The organism is Acidisarcina sp. (genome assembly GCA_035539175.1).
Lineage (GTDB): Bacteria > Acidobacteriota > Terriglobia > Terriglobales > Acidobacteriaceae > JANXZS01.
The window spans coordinates 150,231-166,231 of sequence record DATLIY010000008.1 but is presented as its reverse complement, the minus strand read 5'-3'; the positions used below and the strand labels follow the sequence as shown (position 1 = coordinate 166,231).

17 protein-coding genes are annotated in these 16,001 nt (G+C 59.2%); 9 read left to right on the top strand and 8 right to left on the bottom strand.

Annotated elements, in window-relative coordinates; all coding sequences use genetic code 11:
• Positions 1-11: 11 nt before the first annotated feature.
• Complete coding sequence (gene hemL / locus VM554_08875; protein HVJ08485.1) at positions 12-1,316, bottom strand: glutamate-1-semialdehyde 2,1-aminomutase; 1,305 nt, start codon at positions 1,314-1,316, stop codon at positions 12-14.
• A 138-nt stretch (positions 1,317-1,454) separates the two neighbouring features.
• On the opposite strand from hemL, the gene VM554_08870 reads away from it, so the two are divergent.
• From VM554_08870 to VM554_08850, 5 genes are all read left to right on the top strand, one after another.
• Entirely contained in the window at positions 1,455-2,513 is a 1,059-nt protein-coding gene (locus tag VM554_08870; GenBank protein ID HVJ08484.1) for an NAD(P)-dependent alcohol dehydrogenase, read from the top strand.
• Positions 2,514-2,552: 39 nt separating this feature from the next.
• Entirely contained in the window at positions 2,553-3,560 is a 1,008-nt protein-coding gene (locus tag VM554_08865; GenBank protein HVJ08483.1) for an AraC family transcriptional regulator, read from the top strand.
• Between the two features lie 33 nt (positions 3,561-3,593).
• A complete protein-coding gene (locus VM554_08860; GenBank protein ID HVJ08482.1) occupies positions 3,594-4,589 on the top strand; it encodes an aldo/keto reductase in 996 nt (331 codons plus the stop codon).
• Between the two features lie 312 nt (positions 4,590-4,901).
• The gene (locus VM554_08855; GenBank protein HVJ08481.1) at positions 4,902-5,297 is read left to right on the top strand and encodes a cupin domain-containing protein; all 396 of its coding nucleotides are present in this window, start codon (positions 4,902-4,904) and stop codon (positions 5,295-5,297) included.
• 131 nt (positions 5,298-5,428) lie between these two features.
• Entirely contained in the window at positions 5,429-5,818 is a 390-nt protein-coding gene (locus VM554_08850; protein HVJ08480.1) for a hypothetical protein, read from the top strand.
• Positions 5,819-6,018: 200 nt separating this feature from the next.
• On the opposite strand, the gene VM554_08845 is transcribed toward VM554_08850, so the two are convergent.
• Entirely contained in the window at positions 6,019-7,152 is a 1,134-nt protein-coding gene (locus VM554_08845; GenBank protein ID HVJ08479.1) for a hypothetical protein, read from the bottom strand.
• 332 nt (positions 7,153-7,484) lie between these two features.
• Between VM554_08845 and VM554_08840 the strand changes: the two genes are divergently transcribed.
• The 3 genes from VM554_08840 (at position 7,485) to purN (ending at position 9,763) form a co-directional block, all read left to right on the top strand.
• Entirely contained in the window at positions 7,485-7,931 is a 447-nt protein-coding gene (locus VM554_08840) for a DCC1-like thiol-disulfide oxidoreductase family protein (protein ID HVJ08478.1), read from the top strand.
• Positions 7,932-8,071: 140 nt separating this feature from the next.
• Positions 8,072-9,130, top strand: coding sequence for a phosphoribosylformylglycinamidine cyclo-ligase (gene purM / locus VM554_08835; protein ID HVJ08477.1), 1,059 nt, complete (start codon positions 8,072-8,074; stop codon positions 9,128-9,130).
• A 15-nt stretch (positions 9,131-9,145) separates the two neighbouring features.
• Positions 9,146-9,763 (top strand): phosphoribosylglycinamide formyltransferase, encoded by a 618-nt coding sequence (gene purN / locus VM554_08830; protein HVJ08476.1) that lies wholly within the window; start codon positions 9,146-9,148, stop codon positions 9,761-9,763.
• On the opposite strand, the gene VM554_08825 is transcribed toward purN, so the two are convergent.
• The 5 genes from VM554_08825 to VM554_08805 all read right to left on the bottom strand — a co-directional run bounded on the left by VM554_08825 (position 9,760) and on the right by VM554_08805 (position 13,984).
• On the bottom strand, positions 9,760-10,695 hold the full coding sequence (locus VM554_08825; protein HVJ08475.1) for an oxidoreductase: 936 nt from the start codon (positions 10,693-10,695) through the stop codon (positions 9,760-9,762). The genes purN and VM554_08825 overlap by 4 nt on opposite strands.
• A 43-nt stretch (positions 10,696-10,738) precedes the next feature.
• A complete protein-coding gene (locus VM554_08820) occupies positions 10,739-11,893 on the bottom strand; it encodes a trypsin-like peptidase domain-containing protein (GenBank protein ID HVJ08474.1) in 1,155 nt (384 codons plus the stop codon).
• Positions 11,894-11,988: 95 nt separating this feature from the next.
• On the bottom strand, positions 11,989-12,648 hold the full coding sequence (gene coaE / locus VM554_08815) for a dephospho-CoA kinase (protein ID HVJ08473.1): 660 nt from the start codon (positions 12,646-12,648) through the stop codon (positions 11,989-11,991).
• Between the two features lie 6 nt (positions 12,649-12,654).
• The gene (locus tag VM554_08810; protein ID HVJ08472.1) at positions 12,655-13,581 is read right to left on the bottom strand and encodes a bifunctional 5,10-methylenetetrahydrofolate dehydrogenase/5,10-methenyltetrahydrofolate cyclohydrolase; all 927 of its coding nucleotides are present in this window, start codon (positions 13,579-13,581) and stop codon (positions 12,655-12,657) included.
• A gap of 190 nt (positions 13,582-13,771) precedes the next feature.
• Positions 13,772-13,984 (bottom strand): hypothetical protein, encoded by a 213-nt coding sequence (locus tag VM554_08805; protein HVJ08471.1) that lies wholly within the window; start codon positions 13,982-13,984, stop codon positions 13,772-13,774.
• Between the two features lie 225 nt (positions 13,985-14,209).
• Here VM554_08805 and VM554_08800 point away from each other — a divergent pair, with 225 nt between their 5' ends.
• Positions 14,210-14,470: a hypothetical protein gene (locus tag VM554_08800; GenBank protein ID HVJ08470.1), complete on the top strand. Its 261-nt coding sequence runs from the start codon at positions 14,210-14,212 to the stop codon at positions 14,468-14,470.
• A gap of 7 nt (positions 14,471-14,477) precedes the next feature.
• Here VM554_08800 and VM554_08795 read toward each other — a convergent pair whose 3' ends face one another.
• Positions 14,478-15,749, bottom strand: coding sequence for an ABC transporter permease (locus VM554_08795; GenBank protein ID HVJ08469.1), 1,272 nt, complete (start codon positions 15,747-15,749; stop codon positions 14,478-14,480).
• Between the last annotated feature and the right edge of the window lie 252 nt (positions 15,750-16,001).

Sequence of the window (16,001 nt, the reverse complement as noted above, 5' to 3'; positions counted from 1 at the left end):
GTTCTGCGAGCCTACCCCTCCCGGACCACTTTGAATGCCTCTCTCGCCGCCTCGATGGTGAATGCGATATCGGCATCCGTGTGCGCCGTCCCGAGAAACGCTGCTTCAAACTGCGAGGGCGGCAGCCATACACCCGCATCCAGCATGGCGCGATGGAATCGCCCAAAAATCGCGGTGTCCGATGCGGCTGCGGTTGCGAAGTCGGTCACCGGGCCGGGGGTAAAGAACCAGGTAAACATCGCTCCCACGCGGTTTGCGGTCACCGCGAGGCCAGACTTCTTCGCTTCGGCGGCTACCCCATCCACCACTGCCGCGCTGGCTGCTTCCAGCCGCGCGTAGATCTCCGCTTCGTGCGCTTCCAGATACTCGAGCGTCGCGATTCCGGCGGCCATGGCTAGCGGGTTTCCGCTCAGCGTTCCTGCCTGGTATACCGGCCCCAGCGGTGCCAGCAGATTCATAATCTCCGCGCGGCCGCCGAAGGCTCCGCAGGGCAATCCGCCACCGATAATCTTGCCCAGGGTGGTCAGGTCGGGAGTGATGTCGTAGAGCGCCTGTGCTCCCCCAAATGCCACGCGGAAGCCCGTCATGACTTCATCGAAGATCAACAGCGCCCCGGTGCGAGCCGTAATCTCGCGTAGAAACTGGAGATAGCCCGTCTTCGCAGGGACGCAGCCCATGTTACCCACAACCGGCTCCACAATCACGCAGGCAATCTCGCCCGCATGTTTGGCAAAGGCTTCTTCCACCGCCTCTATATCGTTAAATGGCAGAGCCAGCGTAAAGTGCGCCGTTTCCTCCGGCACGCCCGCCGATCCCGGTATGCCAAACGTTGCCACGCCGGAGCCCGCCTTCACCAGCAGCCCATCCGCATGGCCGTGGTAGCAGCCCTCAAACTTCACGATGTACTTGCGATTCGTAAAGGCACGCGCCAGACGGATCGCCGACATCGTGGCCTCCGTCCCGGAGCTGACGAAGCGCAGCTTCTCGATGGAGGGGCAGGCCCGGATCACGCGCTCGGCCAGGTCCGCTTCCGTCGGAGTGGACGCCCCAAAGCTGGCCCCAAGAGCCGCTGCGTGCTGGATGGCTCGAACCACCGGCGGAAATGCGTGACCCAGAATCATGGGGCCCCACGAGCCGAAGTAGTCCAGGTAGCGATTTCCGTCCGCATCCCATAGATACTGGCCTTCCGCCCGCAGCAGAAACGGGGGGGCTCCCCCGACGGCACGAAAGGCGCGAACCGGGGAATCGACGCCGCCAGGTAGAACCCGCTCGGCACGCTGCTGCATCTGGCTGGAAACTGACATATGTCTGGACATTTAACCCCAGTATAGTCGGCCTTTGCATTCAATTCGTGAAGGCTCCTCTTTGTTTTCCCCGGAATAAATGGCGCGCTTTGCAGGCAGAATGGCGTGCTTTGCATATCGCGGTGATTGGCGAGCGTCTAATGTAAGGGCATGTACAACGCGAAAGCATATTCGACTGCTAGTGCGACTTCGCCGCTTGCCTCTACTGTGATCGCGCGGCGCGATCTAACCGAACGCGATGTCCAGATCGAGATTCTGTTCTGCGGAGTTTGCCACTCCGATCTCCACTACGCCCGGAATGAGTGGAGCGATGTCATGCCTACGGTCTATCCGTGCGTTCCCGGGCATGAGATCGTCGGACGCGTCACCAAGGTCGGTTCTGCGGTGACCAAATTCAAGGCTGGCGATCTGGCCGGTGTGGGCTGTCTGGTCGGCTCCGATGGAACCTGTCCCGAATGCAAAGCCGGCCTGGAGCAGTTCTGTCCCAATCAGGTGCTCACCTACGGCTCTCCCGATAAGCATCTCGGCGGCGTTACCTATGGCGGCTACTCCGACAGCATCGTCGTGGATGAGCACTTCGTCCTGAGTATTCCTTCCAATCTCAATCTCGGCGCAGCAGCGCCTCTGCTGTGCGCGGGAATTACGACCTACTCGCCGATGCGCCACTGGGGTGTCACAAAAGGCCAGAAGGTCGGCATCATCGGTCTAGGCGGATTGGGTCACATGGGAGTGAAGTTTGCTCATGCGCTGGGAGCCCACACGGTTGTCTTCACCACGTCGCCCAGCAAGGTGGAAGATGCGCTGCGCCTCGGTGCGGATGAGGTTGTTCTCTCGCGGGATGCCAACCAAATGCAGAAGCATGCGGGCAGCTTCAACTTCATCCTCGATGCGGTTTCCGCTGACCACGACATCAACGCATACATCAACCTGCTTGCCCGCGATGGCAACATGACGCTGGTTGGCGCGCCGGATAAGCCTCTAAGCTTAAAATCCTTTGGATTGATCATGGGCCGTCGCAGTGTCTCCGGCTCGCCCATCGGTGGTCTTGCCGAAACCCAGGAGATGCTGGACTTCTGCGGCGCGCATAGCATCACATCCGACGTAGAGATGATCGCTATCCAGCAGATCAATGAGGCATACAAGCGGTTGCTCAAGTCCGATGTGAAGTATCGCTTCTCGATTGATATGGCTTCTCTCAAATCTGAGTAAATTGCTCTCCGATAAAGAAACTTCTTTGAGTCAAACGAAATGGTTAAGCACTTTCGAGTTTCCGGCCTGTTGCAGGCAAAGTTGGAAGAACTGGGGGTCGGCGTCTCTGCAGTCCTGCGCAGAGCCGGCCTCCCCCAGGACCTTTTCCATCAAACCCGCATCCTTGTTACCACCGAAGAGCTGTTTGCGCTTTGGCGCGCGATCGGCGATGTGAGCAACGATCCTGCAATCGGCCTCAAGCTCGGCATCGAGACCAAGATCGAACGCTTTCATCCTATGGGCATCGCCGCTCTCTCGACGGAGAATTTTGGCGCAGCAGTTCGCCACATGGCGCGTTACAAGAAGTTGTCCGCTCCGGAAGAGATTCTGCAGGAAATGGATGACGAAGAGTGGAGCATTCAGTTCCGGTGGTCGCTGGCGATGGATGTCGAGCCACAGGTGCTGATTGAACACTGCTTCGCCTGGGTGCTCAACATCGCACGCCAGGGAAGCGGTACGCGCATCTCTCCAGTAAGAGTGGAGTTTGTGCGGCCGCGCGCACACCTGAAGGCGCTTGAACGGCATTTCGGCTGTCCGGTGGTACTCGGGGCATCTCGTAACTCCATGGTGTTTCGCGCCGGGGATGCGGCATGCCCGTTCGTCACCCGCAATGCAGAACTGCTGGAGATGCTTGCTCCGCAGTTTGAAAAAGAACTCAAGCTCCGCAGCGGCAACGACAGCTTTACGGAACTGGTGCGCGGCGCGATCCAGGAGAGATTCACCGGGAGCCGCCCCACCATCGAGGAGGTTGCGCGAGGGCTGCACATGAGTTCGCGAACGCTGCAGCGTCGGCTGCAGGAGGTGGGCTCCAGCTTCAAGCACGTCCTCGATGAAGCGCGTCACCAGATGGCTCGGTACTACCTCACCAACTCCGTACTGGAACTGAATGAGGCTGCCTATCTTCTGGGATATGAAGATGCCAACTCTTTCGCTCGCGCCTTCCGTAGCTGGGAGGGCATGCCCCCCGGGCACTGGCGCGAAGTGCACCGCATAGCCGCAGTCTCCTAGAGAACTGCCATCCGAAAATTGGAGGAAAGACAAATGAAGAAGCGCAAGCTGGGAAGCTGCAATCTGGAAGTATCTGCCCTGGGCCTTGGATGTATGGGCATGAGCTTCTCCTATGGAGCGCCTCACGACGAGAAGGAGATGATCTCTCTTCTGCGTACGGCTGTGGAGCGTGGCATCACTTTCTTTGACACAGCAGAGGTCTATGGGCCGTTCACCAACGAGGTGCTTGTCGGGAAGGCGCTCTCTCCGCTCCGCGATCAGGTGGTGATTGCCACCAAGTTCGGCTTCAATCTCAATCCCGATGGCAGCCCAGGGTGGCAGGGGTTGAATAGCCGCCCCGAGCGTATCAAGGAGGTGGCTGAAGCCTCGCTCAAGCGCCTTCAGATCGATGCCATCGACCTGTTCTACCAGCATCGTGTGGATCCGGAAGTACCGATTGAAGATGTAGCGGGAGCAGTCAAGGATCTGATTCAGGCAGGGAAGGTAAAGCACTTCGGGCTTTCGGAGGCGGGTGTGCAGACGATTCGCCGCGCGCATGCCGTTCAGCCTGTGACCGCACTGCAGAGCGAGTACTCACTGTGGTGGAGAAAGCCGGAAGAAGAAGTGATCCCCACCCTTGAGGAACTCGGAATCGGTCTGGTTCCCTATAGCCCGCTGGGGAAGGGCTTCCTCACCGGGAAGATGGATTCAAATACGAAGCTGGCCAGCAATGACTTCCGCAGCACTCTTCCGCGCTTTACTCCGGAAGCGATGAAGGCGAATCAGGTTTTTGTCGATCTGCTCGGCACCATCGCAAAGCGGAAGAACGCGACGCCTGCCCAGATTGCTCTCGCCTGGCTGCTCGCCCAGAAGCCGTGGATCGTGCCAATTCCGGGTACAACCAAGCTGTCGCGTTTGGATGAGAATATCGGAGCCGTTGCGTTGGAACTTAGCGCAGAGGATCTGCGCGAGATCGACAGCGGAGCCGCAAAGATCAAAGCTGAAGGCAATCGGTATCCGGAACACCTGGAAAAGTTGACCGGTCGCTAGTGCCGGTCAGCACTACGAGTCTCATCTAGCTTTGAGCCTCATTTAGCTTTGTCACCCTGAGCCTCGTTTAATTTTGTCACCCTGAGCCTCGTTTAATTTGTCATCCTGAGCCTCGTTTAATTTGTCATCCTGAGCGAAGCGAAGGATCTGCTTCATAACGCGAATCGCGCCATGCATCCCAGGCGGTGGACAGCCGTCGTCCTCCGCCTCGTCCGGCGCGATTTTTGCTCATAACGCCATCTGCTCGAAGGGCATCTTTTGAAGAAGGGCCCTTCGAGCCTGCATTTACAGTCACTTTGGAGAGAGGGAAGTATGGAAATCAAACGCATTGGTTCGCAGCCATCGAGCAGAGGGCCATCCGACTGGTTCACGGGTACAGTAAGAATCGATCAGCCGTTTCAGGCGGCTGACCCAGCCCGTGTCGGAGGGGCCAGCGTCACATTCGAGCCGGGAGCGCGGACGGCATGGCACACGCATCCGCTAGGCCAGACCCTCATCGTAACGGCTGGCTGCGGATGGGCTCAGCGAGAAGGCGGGCCTGTTGAGCAGATTCGGCCTGGGGACGTGGTCTGGTTCTCGCCGGGCGAGAAGCACTGGCACGGCGCAACGCCGACGACCAGCATGACGCATATAGCAATCGCCGAAACGCTCAATGGAAAGGTCGTCGACTGGATGGAAAAGGTGAGCGACGATCAATACCGCTTGTGATTGCTGGATGGGCTCTGAATCGCGGCCCGGTCGATTCTGTGTTCCCTCTTCGCCGGTGTAGTGGCACGCATTCAAAAGCATAAAAGTACACCATCGCCGGTCTGACATCGCTCAGCGGCGTCTCAGGCGGCGTGAAGTCAGATAACCGCATACTGACTTTCAATGACAGTGTCGACTGGCAGATGGGCAGGCATGTATTGAAGTTTGGTGGCAGCGCTCAGCACTACCGGAACTTCTATGGAGTTGTGCCGAACTATGGGACATTTTCGCTCGATGGATCGATCACCGGCAGCCCCTATGCTGATTTCCTGCTCGGCCTGCCGCATACAAGCCAGCGTGTGAGTCCGCTTGCGAACCGCGAAATGTCGCTGATCGAATATGGACTTTATGCGGAGGATTCCTTCAAGGTTTCCCGCAGGCTGAACTTGAGCTATGGAGTGCGGTGGGATTTATATGGCACGCCCTCCGCTGGAGATCACCTGATGTATAACTGGGATCCGGCCAGGGAGCGGTATTTATAGCCCTCTATGTCTTTCTTTATAAAAGACGAGCCCGATGTGGCGCGTACTCCACTCTGAAGTAGTAATTGGGGTGATGATTCGGCGGGTTTCGTTCCGGGTGGCCTGAATGTCGTTCAGTTCCTAATGGCATGCTCCGAGCGGAGCATGCCATTTCTGCTGTTGCACTGTCTCTGCGAGCACCCGGAGGTGCCAGCACACTCTTACCGCGTTACAGAGGCGGCAACGACTGGTTGTGCTGGATGAATCCTGACGCCTTGAACGACGCGGTTGATCACCCCGTCGGGGCTGGGGCTATCGGGATTCAATCCAAGGCCCAGGCTCAAATGGTATCCAAGCAACTGCGGCCCCAGAATCTCAAACGGTGTGCGCAGGGCGTCGTCCGCCATCGGCGCGACGGCGGGAATGATCCCATCGAACACGTCTTCCGCTTCGGCAGGATCAACAACGCCGACCAGGTAACCGAGCTTCTTCTCCCGCAACTCGCGGAGCAGATCCACTTCGTAGAGACGGCGAACCGGATCGCTTGATACCAGGCACAGAACAAGGGTGTCAGGTTTGACGAAGGACATGGGGCCATGGCGGAGTCCCAGGAATGTTTCCGTTATCAGAGGGTAGTGTCCGGCGGTCATCTCCAGCATCTTCAGTCCAGCTTCCCGTGCCCATCCGAGCAGCGGCGATGAGGAGAGAACGACAACCCGGTCCTGGATGTGGGCCGCTGTATCCTGGCAGGCTCGATCGATCTCGGGCAGCAGTTCGGCTGCACGCTTGCTGAATTCCTCCACCGTGGGCGCTACCGCATCCGGCTGTGCCAGAAGAAGCGCGGCGAGCACCAGATTCGAAAAGGAACTGGTCATCACCAGGCTGTGGTCGTTGGTGCGCGGGTCAAGAACGATGAGACCGTCCAAGCCGGAGCGGGCCAATGCGCTGTCTTCATTGCAGACGATGGCCAACTGCCGGATTTCTGGCCGGAGGGCGCGAACCCGTTCGACAACCGCTGCACTCTCCGGGCTGTCGCCTGATCTGGCCAGTGAGATCACAACGTCTACGTCGAGCAGATACCGTTCCGTGTCGATAAGCAGGTCGGTAGTAGGAACAGCGAGCGCCATGGGCCACGCAGATGCGACGGCGCTCGCGGCGTAGGCTGAGGTACCAGCTCCGGTCAACAGAACACGAGCCCCTTCAAGCTTGGCAGTCAGTTGCAAGCGCTCCGCTGCGATGCGTACGTTTCCCACTGTCGTAGGCCAGAGAACAGGCTGCCGGAGGATCTCCTGCAAGGTGTATCCGGAGGCGGCTTGGAGGCCGGCCTGGGAGGGCACTCCCCGATAATCTGACATGTAATCTCCGCTCCTTAAGAAAATAAGACGAGTATTGAATTTGGACCAAAACGATATAATAGGAAACTATACGCAAGTATATAGTATGTAGCTATTCGGATTTGATAAATATCGAAACCATTTCGCAGGCGAAAGCGAATGGAACGATGGCCCGGAAAAAGAGACGGCGGAATCGGGGGCAGGCGGCGCACCGATCTCGTTCTTGCGGAACTCTGCGGAGGAAGCGGACTTCAGTTTTACGGTCCTTATGGCAGGCGGCTTCCCATCGCATTTTGAAGCTCTCGCCAAATCTCTGAATTCTTTTCTCTTCGCCGCGAATCTTGTCAGTCGGAATGAACCTTGCGCCCCCCCAACTCGCCGGCCACTCATTGATCCTGTATGACGGAGTTTGCGGCCTCTGCAACCGCCTGGTTCAGTTTGTCCTCCGTCATGACCGGCAAGACCATTACCGCTTCTGCGCGCTGCAGAACCCGCTGGCTGCCAATATCCTCGCCCGCCACGGCTTGAACCCCTCCATTCTCGACACGGTGTACCTGGTGACCGAGCCCTTCTCGCCCGGAGAGCGGCTGCTGCAGCGGTCGGATGCCGCGCTCGCGGTGCTTGCCCGGCTTGGCGGCGGCTGGCTCCTGCTGGCTCGCCTTTTCCGGCTGGCGCCCCGTTCGCTGCGAAATTTTGCCTATGGAATCGTCGCCCGAACCCGTTACAGCCTCTTTGGCCGCCTGGGCTCATGCCCGCTGCCGGCGCCCGCCGAGAGCCACCGATTTCTTCCCTTTGACTGACGCTGACGCATTTGGGGTGCTCTCGGTGTTAAACTTACGCTTCGGCCTACAAAATCCCAGCACGGTCTGTCTCCCTTGGGAGCGGCCTTTTGCGAGGTCATTTCGACGGCCGGTATCTTACCCTGCTCCACGGAAATGCCTTGCCAGAACCGAAGCCAAAGAAAGCCAAATCGCCGATTACGTACGCCGACGCCGGAGTGGACATCAGCAGCGGCGATCGTGCCAAACAACGCATTAAGTACCTTGCCCAGAGAACCTTCAACAAGCAGGTCTTGAGCGAAATCGGCGGATTCGGCGGCCTGTTCAAGCTCGACCTGGTGCGCTACAAGAATCCTGTTCTCGTATCCAGTGCCGACGGCGTCGGTACCAAGCTCAAGGTCGCCTTCGATCTCAACATGCACCACACGGTGGGCTCTGACCTAGTGAACCACTGCGTCAACGACATCGCCGTGCAGGGCGCCACGCCGCTGTTCTTTATGGATTACCTCGCCAGCGGCCGCCTCGATCCCGAGGTTACGGAGAAGGTGGTCACCGGGCTCGCCGAGGCATGCCACGCCAACGGCTGCGCCCTTATCGGCGGCGAAACTGCCCAGATGCCCGGCTTCTATGCCGATGGCGAATACGATCTTGCCGGCTTTATCGTGGGCTGTGTGGACAAGGAAAAGGTCATCACCGGTGCGGGAATCAAGGTCGGCGAAGTCCTAATCGGATTGCCCTCCACCGGGCTGCATACCAATGGCTATTCGCTGGCCCGCAAGCTGTTCTTTGAAGTCGCGGGCTACAAGCCGGATCAGTACGTGAATGCCCTTAAGGAGAAGGCCGGAGCCGCGCTGATGAAGGTGCATCGCAGCTACCTGCCGGTCATCCGCAAGCTGACCGCCTCGGACTCCACTGTGGGCATGGCGCATATTACCGGCGGCGGAATCACGGAGAATCTGCCGCGCATCCTGCCCAAGGGAATCTCCGCGGTCGTGGAACTGGGAAGCTGGCCCGTACCGGCTATCTTTGAGCATCTGCAGCAACTTGGCAGCGTGGCGCAGGAGGAAATGCTGCGCACCTTCAACATGGGCGTCGGCCTGATTGCGGTCATTCCGGCGGAAAAATTCAAGCGTGTCAAGGCGCAGTTCGACCGCTCCGGCGAGAAATTTTTCGTCATCGGGCGCACCGTCAAGGGCGACCGCAAAGTCATCTATGCCTGATTTGAAGGACACACGATGAAATTAGGCATTCTGCTGTCGGGGCGAGGATCCAACTTCCTCGCCATCGCCGACAGCATCCAGCAAGGCAGGCTCCCCGGCGCGGAAATCGCCGTCGTTCTCTCCAATGTCGCCGATGCTCCGGGAATCGCTGCTGCCCGCGAGCGCGGACTCCCCGCCATTGTTGTTGAGGCGCGGGGGCGCAAGCGTGCCGAGCATGACGCGGAGATGATCGAATGCCTGCGCGCGCATGACGTGGATCTCGTCTGCCTCGCCGGATATATGCGTCTGCTCTCGCCCGGCTTTGTGCAGGCTTTTCCGCATCGCATCCTGAACATCCATCCCTCGCTGCTGCCGGCATTTCCGGGCCTCGACGCGCAGCATCAGGCGCTGGAGTACGGAGCCAAGGTGAGCGGATGCACCGTCCACTTTGTCGATGAGGACCTGGACCACGGAGTGATTGTGCTGCAGAAAGTGGTTCCGGTGTTGGACGACGATGATGCGCACGCCCTGTCCGCCCGCATCCTGGAGCAGGAACACGTCGCCTATACCGAAGCGATTGCCCTCGTTCTCTCCGGTGAATACGAGGTCGCAGGCCGCCGCTACCTCCGCCGCAAGCAGCCTGCCCGCGTTTAGCGTGCGGAGAAGTTGTACTGCCTGCCGGTGAGCTGTTCGGAGACATCCCAGAGCCTGGCTGCCAGTGCCGCATCCTTTGCCTGCGCCTCGGGCTCAACCTCTACGGGGTAGCCCTTTATCTGCCGGAAGCCATCCGGGCCATAGAAGTGGCCGCCTTGCGCCTCGGGAGCGGTCGCCGCATAGAGCGTCGGCAGGGCACCCTGTTCTTCAGACTGCGCAAACCAGCCAATCACCTTGGGAATCAGCGCGTTGACCATCCCCTTGCCTTTGCCCGGCCCATTCGCGAAGAGACTGGTGTTGGCCACTCCTGGATGCACAACCATGCTTCTTACCGTGACTCCCGCCTGCTCGAACCTGCGCTCCAGCTCAAAGCCGAACAGCAGGTTAGCCAGCTTCGATTGGCGATAGGCAGGCCAGGGTTTGTAGTCGTGCACCCATTGCAGATTGTCAAAGTCAATTCTGCCTCCGCGATGCGCAAGGGAGCTGACGGTCACGACTCGCGCCGCTGGAGCCGCCAGCAGGCAGGGGAGCAGTGGCCCGGTCAAGGCAAAGTGGCCCAGGTGATTCGTGCCGAATTGCAGCTCAAAGCCGTCTGCAGTGGTTTGCCGCGTCGGCAGAGCCATTACACCGGCGTTGTTGATCAGTAGATCCAGCCGAAGGCCGCTGGCAAGGAATGAAGCGGTAAAATTGCGCACCGAGGCCAGATCCGCCAGATTCAGCATGGCCGGTTGCAACCTTGCATCCGGCGTCTCCCGCTCGATAAGCAGCTTCGTTGCTGCGGCCTTATCCGCGTTGCGGCACGCCAGAATCACCGCGCATCCGGCTCGCGCCAGCGCCCGCGCTGTGTGCAGCCCAATGCCACTGTTCGCGCCGGTCACGATAGCCAGCTTGCCGTCCAGCCGCGGAATGTTTGCTGTGGTCCATCTGCTCATGGCGCGGCCTCCCGGCTCTGTGGGGCTATGGAATGCAGTGCGGTCAGGCGGCTACGTCGCGAGCTTCCCCTAATGTCAGCCGAACGGACATCTTGCTGCGGCCGCGGAAATAGGTCACCGTGATCGTGTCCCCTATCTGGTGTTTGTCCATGATGGCCGCGATGTCCTGGGTGCTGGTCACCTCTTCTCCATCGATGCCGACGATCAGGTCTCCGCCAAGATAGATCGGCGTATTTCCCAGGTATGCTTCCTGCTTACCGCCGCGCAATCCGGCCCGCTCTGCTGCGCCGCCCGGCAATACGCGCTGGATCAGCACTCCCGAGTCTGCTGCGAGTCCCATCTGTTGCGCCAGGTCCGGCCCGATGGGCAGGGAGACGATCCCTATGGTCGGTCTGCGTACGCGGCCATACTTGGCCAGATCGGCCAGGACCGCCTTTGCCGAGTTGATGGGAATCGCGAAGCCGATACCCGAGCTCTGATCCGCGCCATTGCTGGCAATCAGCGTATTGATGCCGATTACCTCGCCGCGCGAGTTCAACAGCGGGCCGCCAGAGTTGCCGGGGTTGATGGCGGCATCGGTTTGAATGGCGTCGTCAATGGCTTCTCCTGATGGGGTGCGGATGGGCCGGATCGCGCTGATAATACCGCGCGTCATCGTCCCGCTCAAGCCGAACGGATTGCCGATCGCATACACCTTCTGTCCCACCACCAAACCCTGCGAATTGGAGAGAACGGCGGGGGTGAGATTCGGAGCGGTGATCTGCAGCAGTGCCAGATCGTGAGACTTGTCAAAGCCCGCCACGCGCGCCTTGAATTTGCGCTTGTCGCTCAGCGTCACTTCAATGCGATTGGCATCGGCGATGACGTGATAGTTCGTCAGCACATGCCCGGTCGTATCCAGGACGAAGCCAGATCCCTGGCCCTGCTGCGGCACCATACCGTAGAAAAAATCAAAGGACATCGCCGACGAAGTGATGTTGACCACCGACGGCAGAACCTTCTTATAGACCGCGATGTTATTCAACTCTTCTGAATCGTAGGCGGGCTGTGCATTGGCTTCGGTCAGATTCAGCCCAGCCACGGGTACCACTTTGCCAAACCACTTCCCAAGCCAGGGAATGCGACCGGTCAGGGTACTGGTGACATACCAGAACCCGGCGACCATTAACACGACGAGAAGAATGCGGCGAATTTTCATGGCCTGCTACCTGTGTAATCTCTCATTGCAATTCCAGGAACAGCCACCCGCGGCAGCCGTCCTATCTGGATTGTAGCGGGAGAAGGCTGTCAGCTTCAGCAAACGGATGGATTCCGTTGCGCCAGGGCGCTAAGCTCCCGGTAAATCTCGCGAACCCGGCTGCCCAGATCCTCCAGCGTTCCAGTATTTTCGATGACGTAATCGCAGCGGGGAGCCTTCTCGCTGTCGGGAATCTGTTGCGCCAGCCGCGCCCTGGCGTCTGCCGCCACGGATTCATTCCAATGCCCCGGCGAAATGCGCTCCACATAGCGGGCAATCTTCACGTCGTCGGGTGCAGAGACCAGGATGACTCGATCAAAGCGGTCGCGCCAGCCGGGGGCCGTGCCGGAGCGCTCCGCTTCGAAGATCAAAGCAGACTCCACCATCGCCACCGCATTCGGCTGGCGGGCAAAGAGCCGGTTTGCCCACTCCTCCTGCGCCGCTATCACCGCAGGATGCACGAGGCGATTCAACTCCTCGATCCGGCCGCCCTCGAATGCCAGCATCGACAGCTTCCGGCGATCGATCGTGCCATCCGCCTTCAGAATGCCGCGGCCAAAATGCTCTGCTACGGCTTCATAGACCGCTTGTCCGGGCTGCATCAACTCGCGGCCTACTGCGTCCGCTTCGATCACGTGAGCTCCCAGGGCGCGGAACATCTGCGCCACCGTGCTCTTGCCGCTCCCCAGTCCGCCTGTCAGCCCTACGCGCAGCATCTGCCGTCAGACCTTCAGACCGCGGCGCAACCGGGCCGCGCGAACCGTGTTGGCCATCAGCATCGCGATCGTCAGCGGCCCCACGCCGCCGGGTACTGGCGTGTAAGCGCCTGCCAGTGCAAACGCCTTGGGATCGACATCGCCGATCAGCGTGGAGCCCTTCTCGCGGAAGGTCTTCTCGCGGCGCGCATCTCCTGCGAAGAAGCGGTCGAAGTCTGCCTGCGAAGTGATCCGGTTCATGCCTACATCGATTACCGTCGAACCCGGCTTTATCATCTCCGCGGTTACAAATCCCGCACGGCCGATGGCAGCCACAAGAATATCGGCGTTGCGGGTGAACTCGCCCAGATCGCGCGTCTTGCTGTGGCATACCGTCACCGTCGCGTTCTGCTGCAGCAGAAGGATCGCCATCGGCTTGCCGACAATGTCGCTGCGTCCTATCACAACTGCGTTCTGCCCGGACATCGCAATCCCGCTGCGCTTCAGCATCTCAATGATGCCCGAGGGAGTGCAGGGTGCAAGCGCAGGCTGTCCCGTCTGCAGGCGCCCCACATTCACCGGGTGGAAGCCGTCCACATCCTTGTCCGGGGCCACCGCCTCCAGCAACGCCTTCGCATTGACCTGCTGCGGCAGAGGGAGTTGCAGCAGGATGCCGTCGATGTCGTCGCGGGCATTCAGATCCGCCACCAGAGCCAGCATCTCCTCGGTCGTCACCGTCTCCGGAGGGGTGATGAGCTCACTCGCGATGCCCAGGCTTTCGCAGGTCTTTACCTTGTTGCGAACATAAATCTGCGACGCCGGCACATTGCCCACCAGCACTGCGGCAAGAGCGGGCCGTATGCCTTGAGCAGCCAGGCTGGTCACTTCCCTGGCCACGTCCTCTTTGATTGCGGCGGCAATCGCTGTTCCATCCAGAATTCGACCCTTTGTCATTCCTCTTGCATATCCTTTCGCGGCGCAATGCAGCCGCCGCTGATAATAGACTGATAGCTATGACGCTGCTTCCCGACCATCTTCTTGCAATGCTCGTCTGTCCTTCCTGCCATGGGCCGGTACAGCCGGGCCCCTCCGCAAACGAGCATCGTTGGCTGCATTGCGCTGCCTGCGGTCGATATTACCCTGTTCAGGATGACATCCCCGTTATGATTGCCGAGCGGGCGACCGTTACGCCACCGGAGAAGTAGCGCATCGCTCCGGTTGTGAAGGGAATGTGCTGGCGGTGGAAAGACGGGTACACCAGCAAGTATGCAATTCCCCCTGCAACGGCCAACACCAGGAACAATACCAGCATCATTATTTTGAGTGAGAGGCCGCCGCTCATCGGTTGTTCGCTCATACCTCTCCTATTCTAGAGCCTTCAGACCGTGCAAGGGCTGCATCCGCAACGGCTGCTTTGAGGGCCGGGCTCATCGTTGAACCGCGCTGGCTTTCGCTTTTGCCGCTAAGCCTGCCGTGGCAGTAGAGCATCGAAATCGATTTGCAACGAATTCCTGTGGGCCGTGTCTAATTAGATAACGCCTGCATTGGAGCAGTGCGGTGCCGCAGGAGAAGGAGCCGCCCCTTGAGAACCGATTTGAAATCGAATGAAGCCAGATTGGTTGAGAAGTTTACGGAGATGGAGCTCTCCACCCTGCGGAATGAATTGTCCAAGGAAGGGCTTGATAGCTGGCAGGCTGCCGAGGTTCTCTCCGTCTTCCTTGTCGGTCGCGGCTATGGAGTCAATCCGGAGAACGCTCGCAGCATCATCAGCCGCCTGGAAGGTGGCCGCTGCAATTACGACTGCATGCAGGCGGAAATAGAAAAACTAGCCTGGGTGATGTAGAGAATCCTTATTCGTATTTCAGAGATTCGACAGGATCGAGTTGTGCTGCGCGTGTGGCTGGCAGCGTCCCGAATATAACGCCCACGCCCGTGGCAGTTACCAGCGCAATGATAACGGACCATACGGAAACCGGCAGCTTGTAATCGGTCAAGAAGCGCACCGAGAAGGGAACCGCCAGGCCCAGAATCGTGCCCACAATTCCTCCGCTGAGCGAGATAAACACTGCTTCGACCAGAAACTGCAACTGAATCTCGCGATAGGTGGCCCCCAGGGCCTTGCGAATGCCGATTTCGCGAATTCTGGAGCGCACCGAAGCCAGCATGATGTTCATAATGCCGATGCCGCTCACAGCCAGCGTGACTGCGGAGATGAGCAGAAGCCCTACCGTGAGCGCGTCCATGATCTGCGCCGCGACGGTCAGCAGTTGTGTCAGGTTTTGTGCGTTGTAGACGGAGTTGGGCCGGTGCCGGGACTGAATGACTCGCTTGATCTCCTGCGTGCCTTCGATCACGTCGTTCTGATCGCGAATGGAAAAGAAGATCTGCTTCACCCGGTTCGTTCCAGTGAAGTAACGCGCCACGGAGTAGGGAATCAGGATTGTCTGATCGGCAACCTCCGACTGGCCAAAGGTGTCTACGCGCTCTTTGAACGTCCCGATAATGGTGAAGGGAATTCCGCTGATCGCAAAGCTCCGGTTGATCGCCGCATCGGCGCTCCCGAACATCTGCCGCGCGAAGGGCTCCGTTACCACCGCCGCCTTGGTGTGCGTCTGCTCGTCTTCGTCGTCAAAGAAGCGCCCCGATAGAACGACCAGATTGCGAACCTGGCGGTATTCCGGGGAGACCCCGAGCACGAGAATATCTTTGACTACGCCGCCGCCAAAGCTGATGCGATCATGCATCTCCAGCATGGGCGAGGAGTACGCTACGGCCGGCACCTGCTCCAGCACCGCGGCTTCATCGTCACGGGTCAGGAAGTCACTGTGAAATTCTTTTCCGATGCCCGATTCGGCATTGCCTCCGCCCTGGTAATCCACCACCACCATATTGGTGCCGATACTCTGGAGCAGGTTCAGAACATACGCCTTGCCCGTAAGGCCGATGGTGACCACGAAAATCAGGGACGCTGACCCGATCACCATGCCAAGTGCCGTCAGCGCAAAACGTACCTTGCTGGCGCGAAAACTATCGACCGCAATCCGCACGATTTCGCTGAAGACCATAGTGGTCTTTGCGCTCGCCAGGGTGCGCTCGAACGACGCCGATTTGTAACCGATCACGGGCAAGAGGCTACCTATTCAGATGTCCCAGAGGCTGCGTCAGCTTCAGGAATCTCATAATCTATGCGTTAGACGTCCCTGACTCTCGGACGTTCTGCGCGTCTCTTCATCCTACTGCGCGTCCCTTCATCCTACGATGCACGCAGGAATTGTGAAAATACCTTGGACCAGGACCACCCGCCGATACGGCATTCTTCTCCCGTTTCCACCAGCCGAAAATCCCTGATTTTCCCCCTCGGAGGGTTGGCAGCG

Bases quoted from the DNA above. Each gene is read 5' to 3' on its own strand.
- hemL (HVJ08485.1), bottom strand. From the start codon at position 1,316: ATGTCCAGACATATGTCAGTTTCCAGCCAGATGCAGCAGCGTGCCGAG.
- VM554_08870 (HVJ08484.1), top strand. From the start codon at position 1,455: ATGTACAACGCGAAAGCATATTCGACTGCTAGTGCGACTTCGCCGCTT.
- VM554_08865 (HVJ08483.1), top strand. From the start codon at position 2,553: ATGGTTAAGCACTTTCGAGTTTCCGGCCTGTTGCAGGCAAAGTTGGAA.
- VM554_08860 (HVJ08482.1), top strand. From the start codon at position 3,594: ATGAAGAAGCGCAAGCTGGGAAGCTGCAATCTGGAAGTATCTGCCCTG.
- VM554_08855 (HVJ08481.1), top strand. From the start codon at position 4,902: ATGGAAATCAAACGCATTGGTTCGCAGCCATCGAGCAGAGGGCCATCC.
- VM554_08845 (HVJ08479.1), bottom strand. From the start codon at position 7,152: ATGTCAGATTATCGGGGAGTGCCCTCCCAGGCCGGCCTCCAAGCCGCC.
- VM554_08840 (HVJ08478.1), top strand. From the start codon at position 7,485: ATGAACCTTGCGCCCCCCCAACTCGCCGGCCACTCATTGATCCTGTAT.
- purN (HVJ08476.1), top strand. From the start codon at position 9,146: ATGAAATTAGGCATTCTGCTGTCGGGGCGAGGATCCAACTTCCTCGCC.
- VM554_08825 (HVJ08475.1), bottom strand. From the start codon at position 10,695: ATGAGCAGATGGACCACAGCAAACATTCCGCGGCTGGACGGCAAGCTG.
- VM554_08820 (HVJ08474.1), bottom strand. From the start codon at position 11,893: ATGAAAATTCGCCGCATTCTTCTCGTCGTGTTAATGGTCGCCGGGTTC.
- coaE (HVJ08473.1), bottom strand. From the start codon at position 12,648: ATGCTGCGCGTAGGGCTGACAGGCGGACTGGGGAGCGGCAAGAGCACG.
- VM554_08810 (HVJ08472.1), bottom strand. From the start codon at position 13,581: ATGACAAAGGGTCGAATTCTGGATGGAACAGCGATTGCCGCCGCAATC.
- VM554_08805 (HVJ08471.1), bottom strand. From the start codon at position 13,984: ATGAGCGAACAACCGATGAGCGGCGGCCTCTCACTCAAAATAATGATG.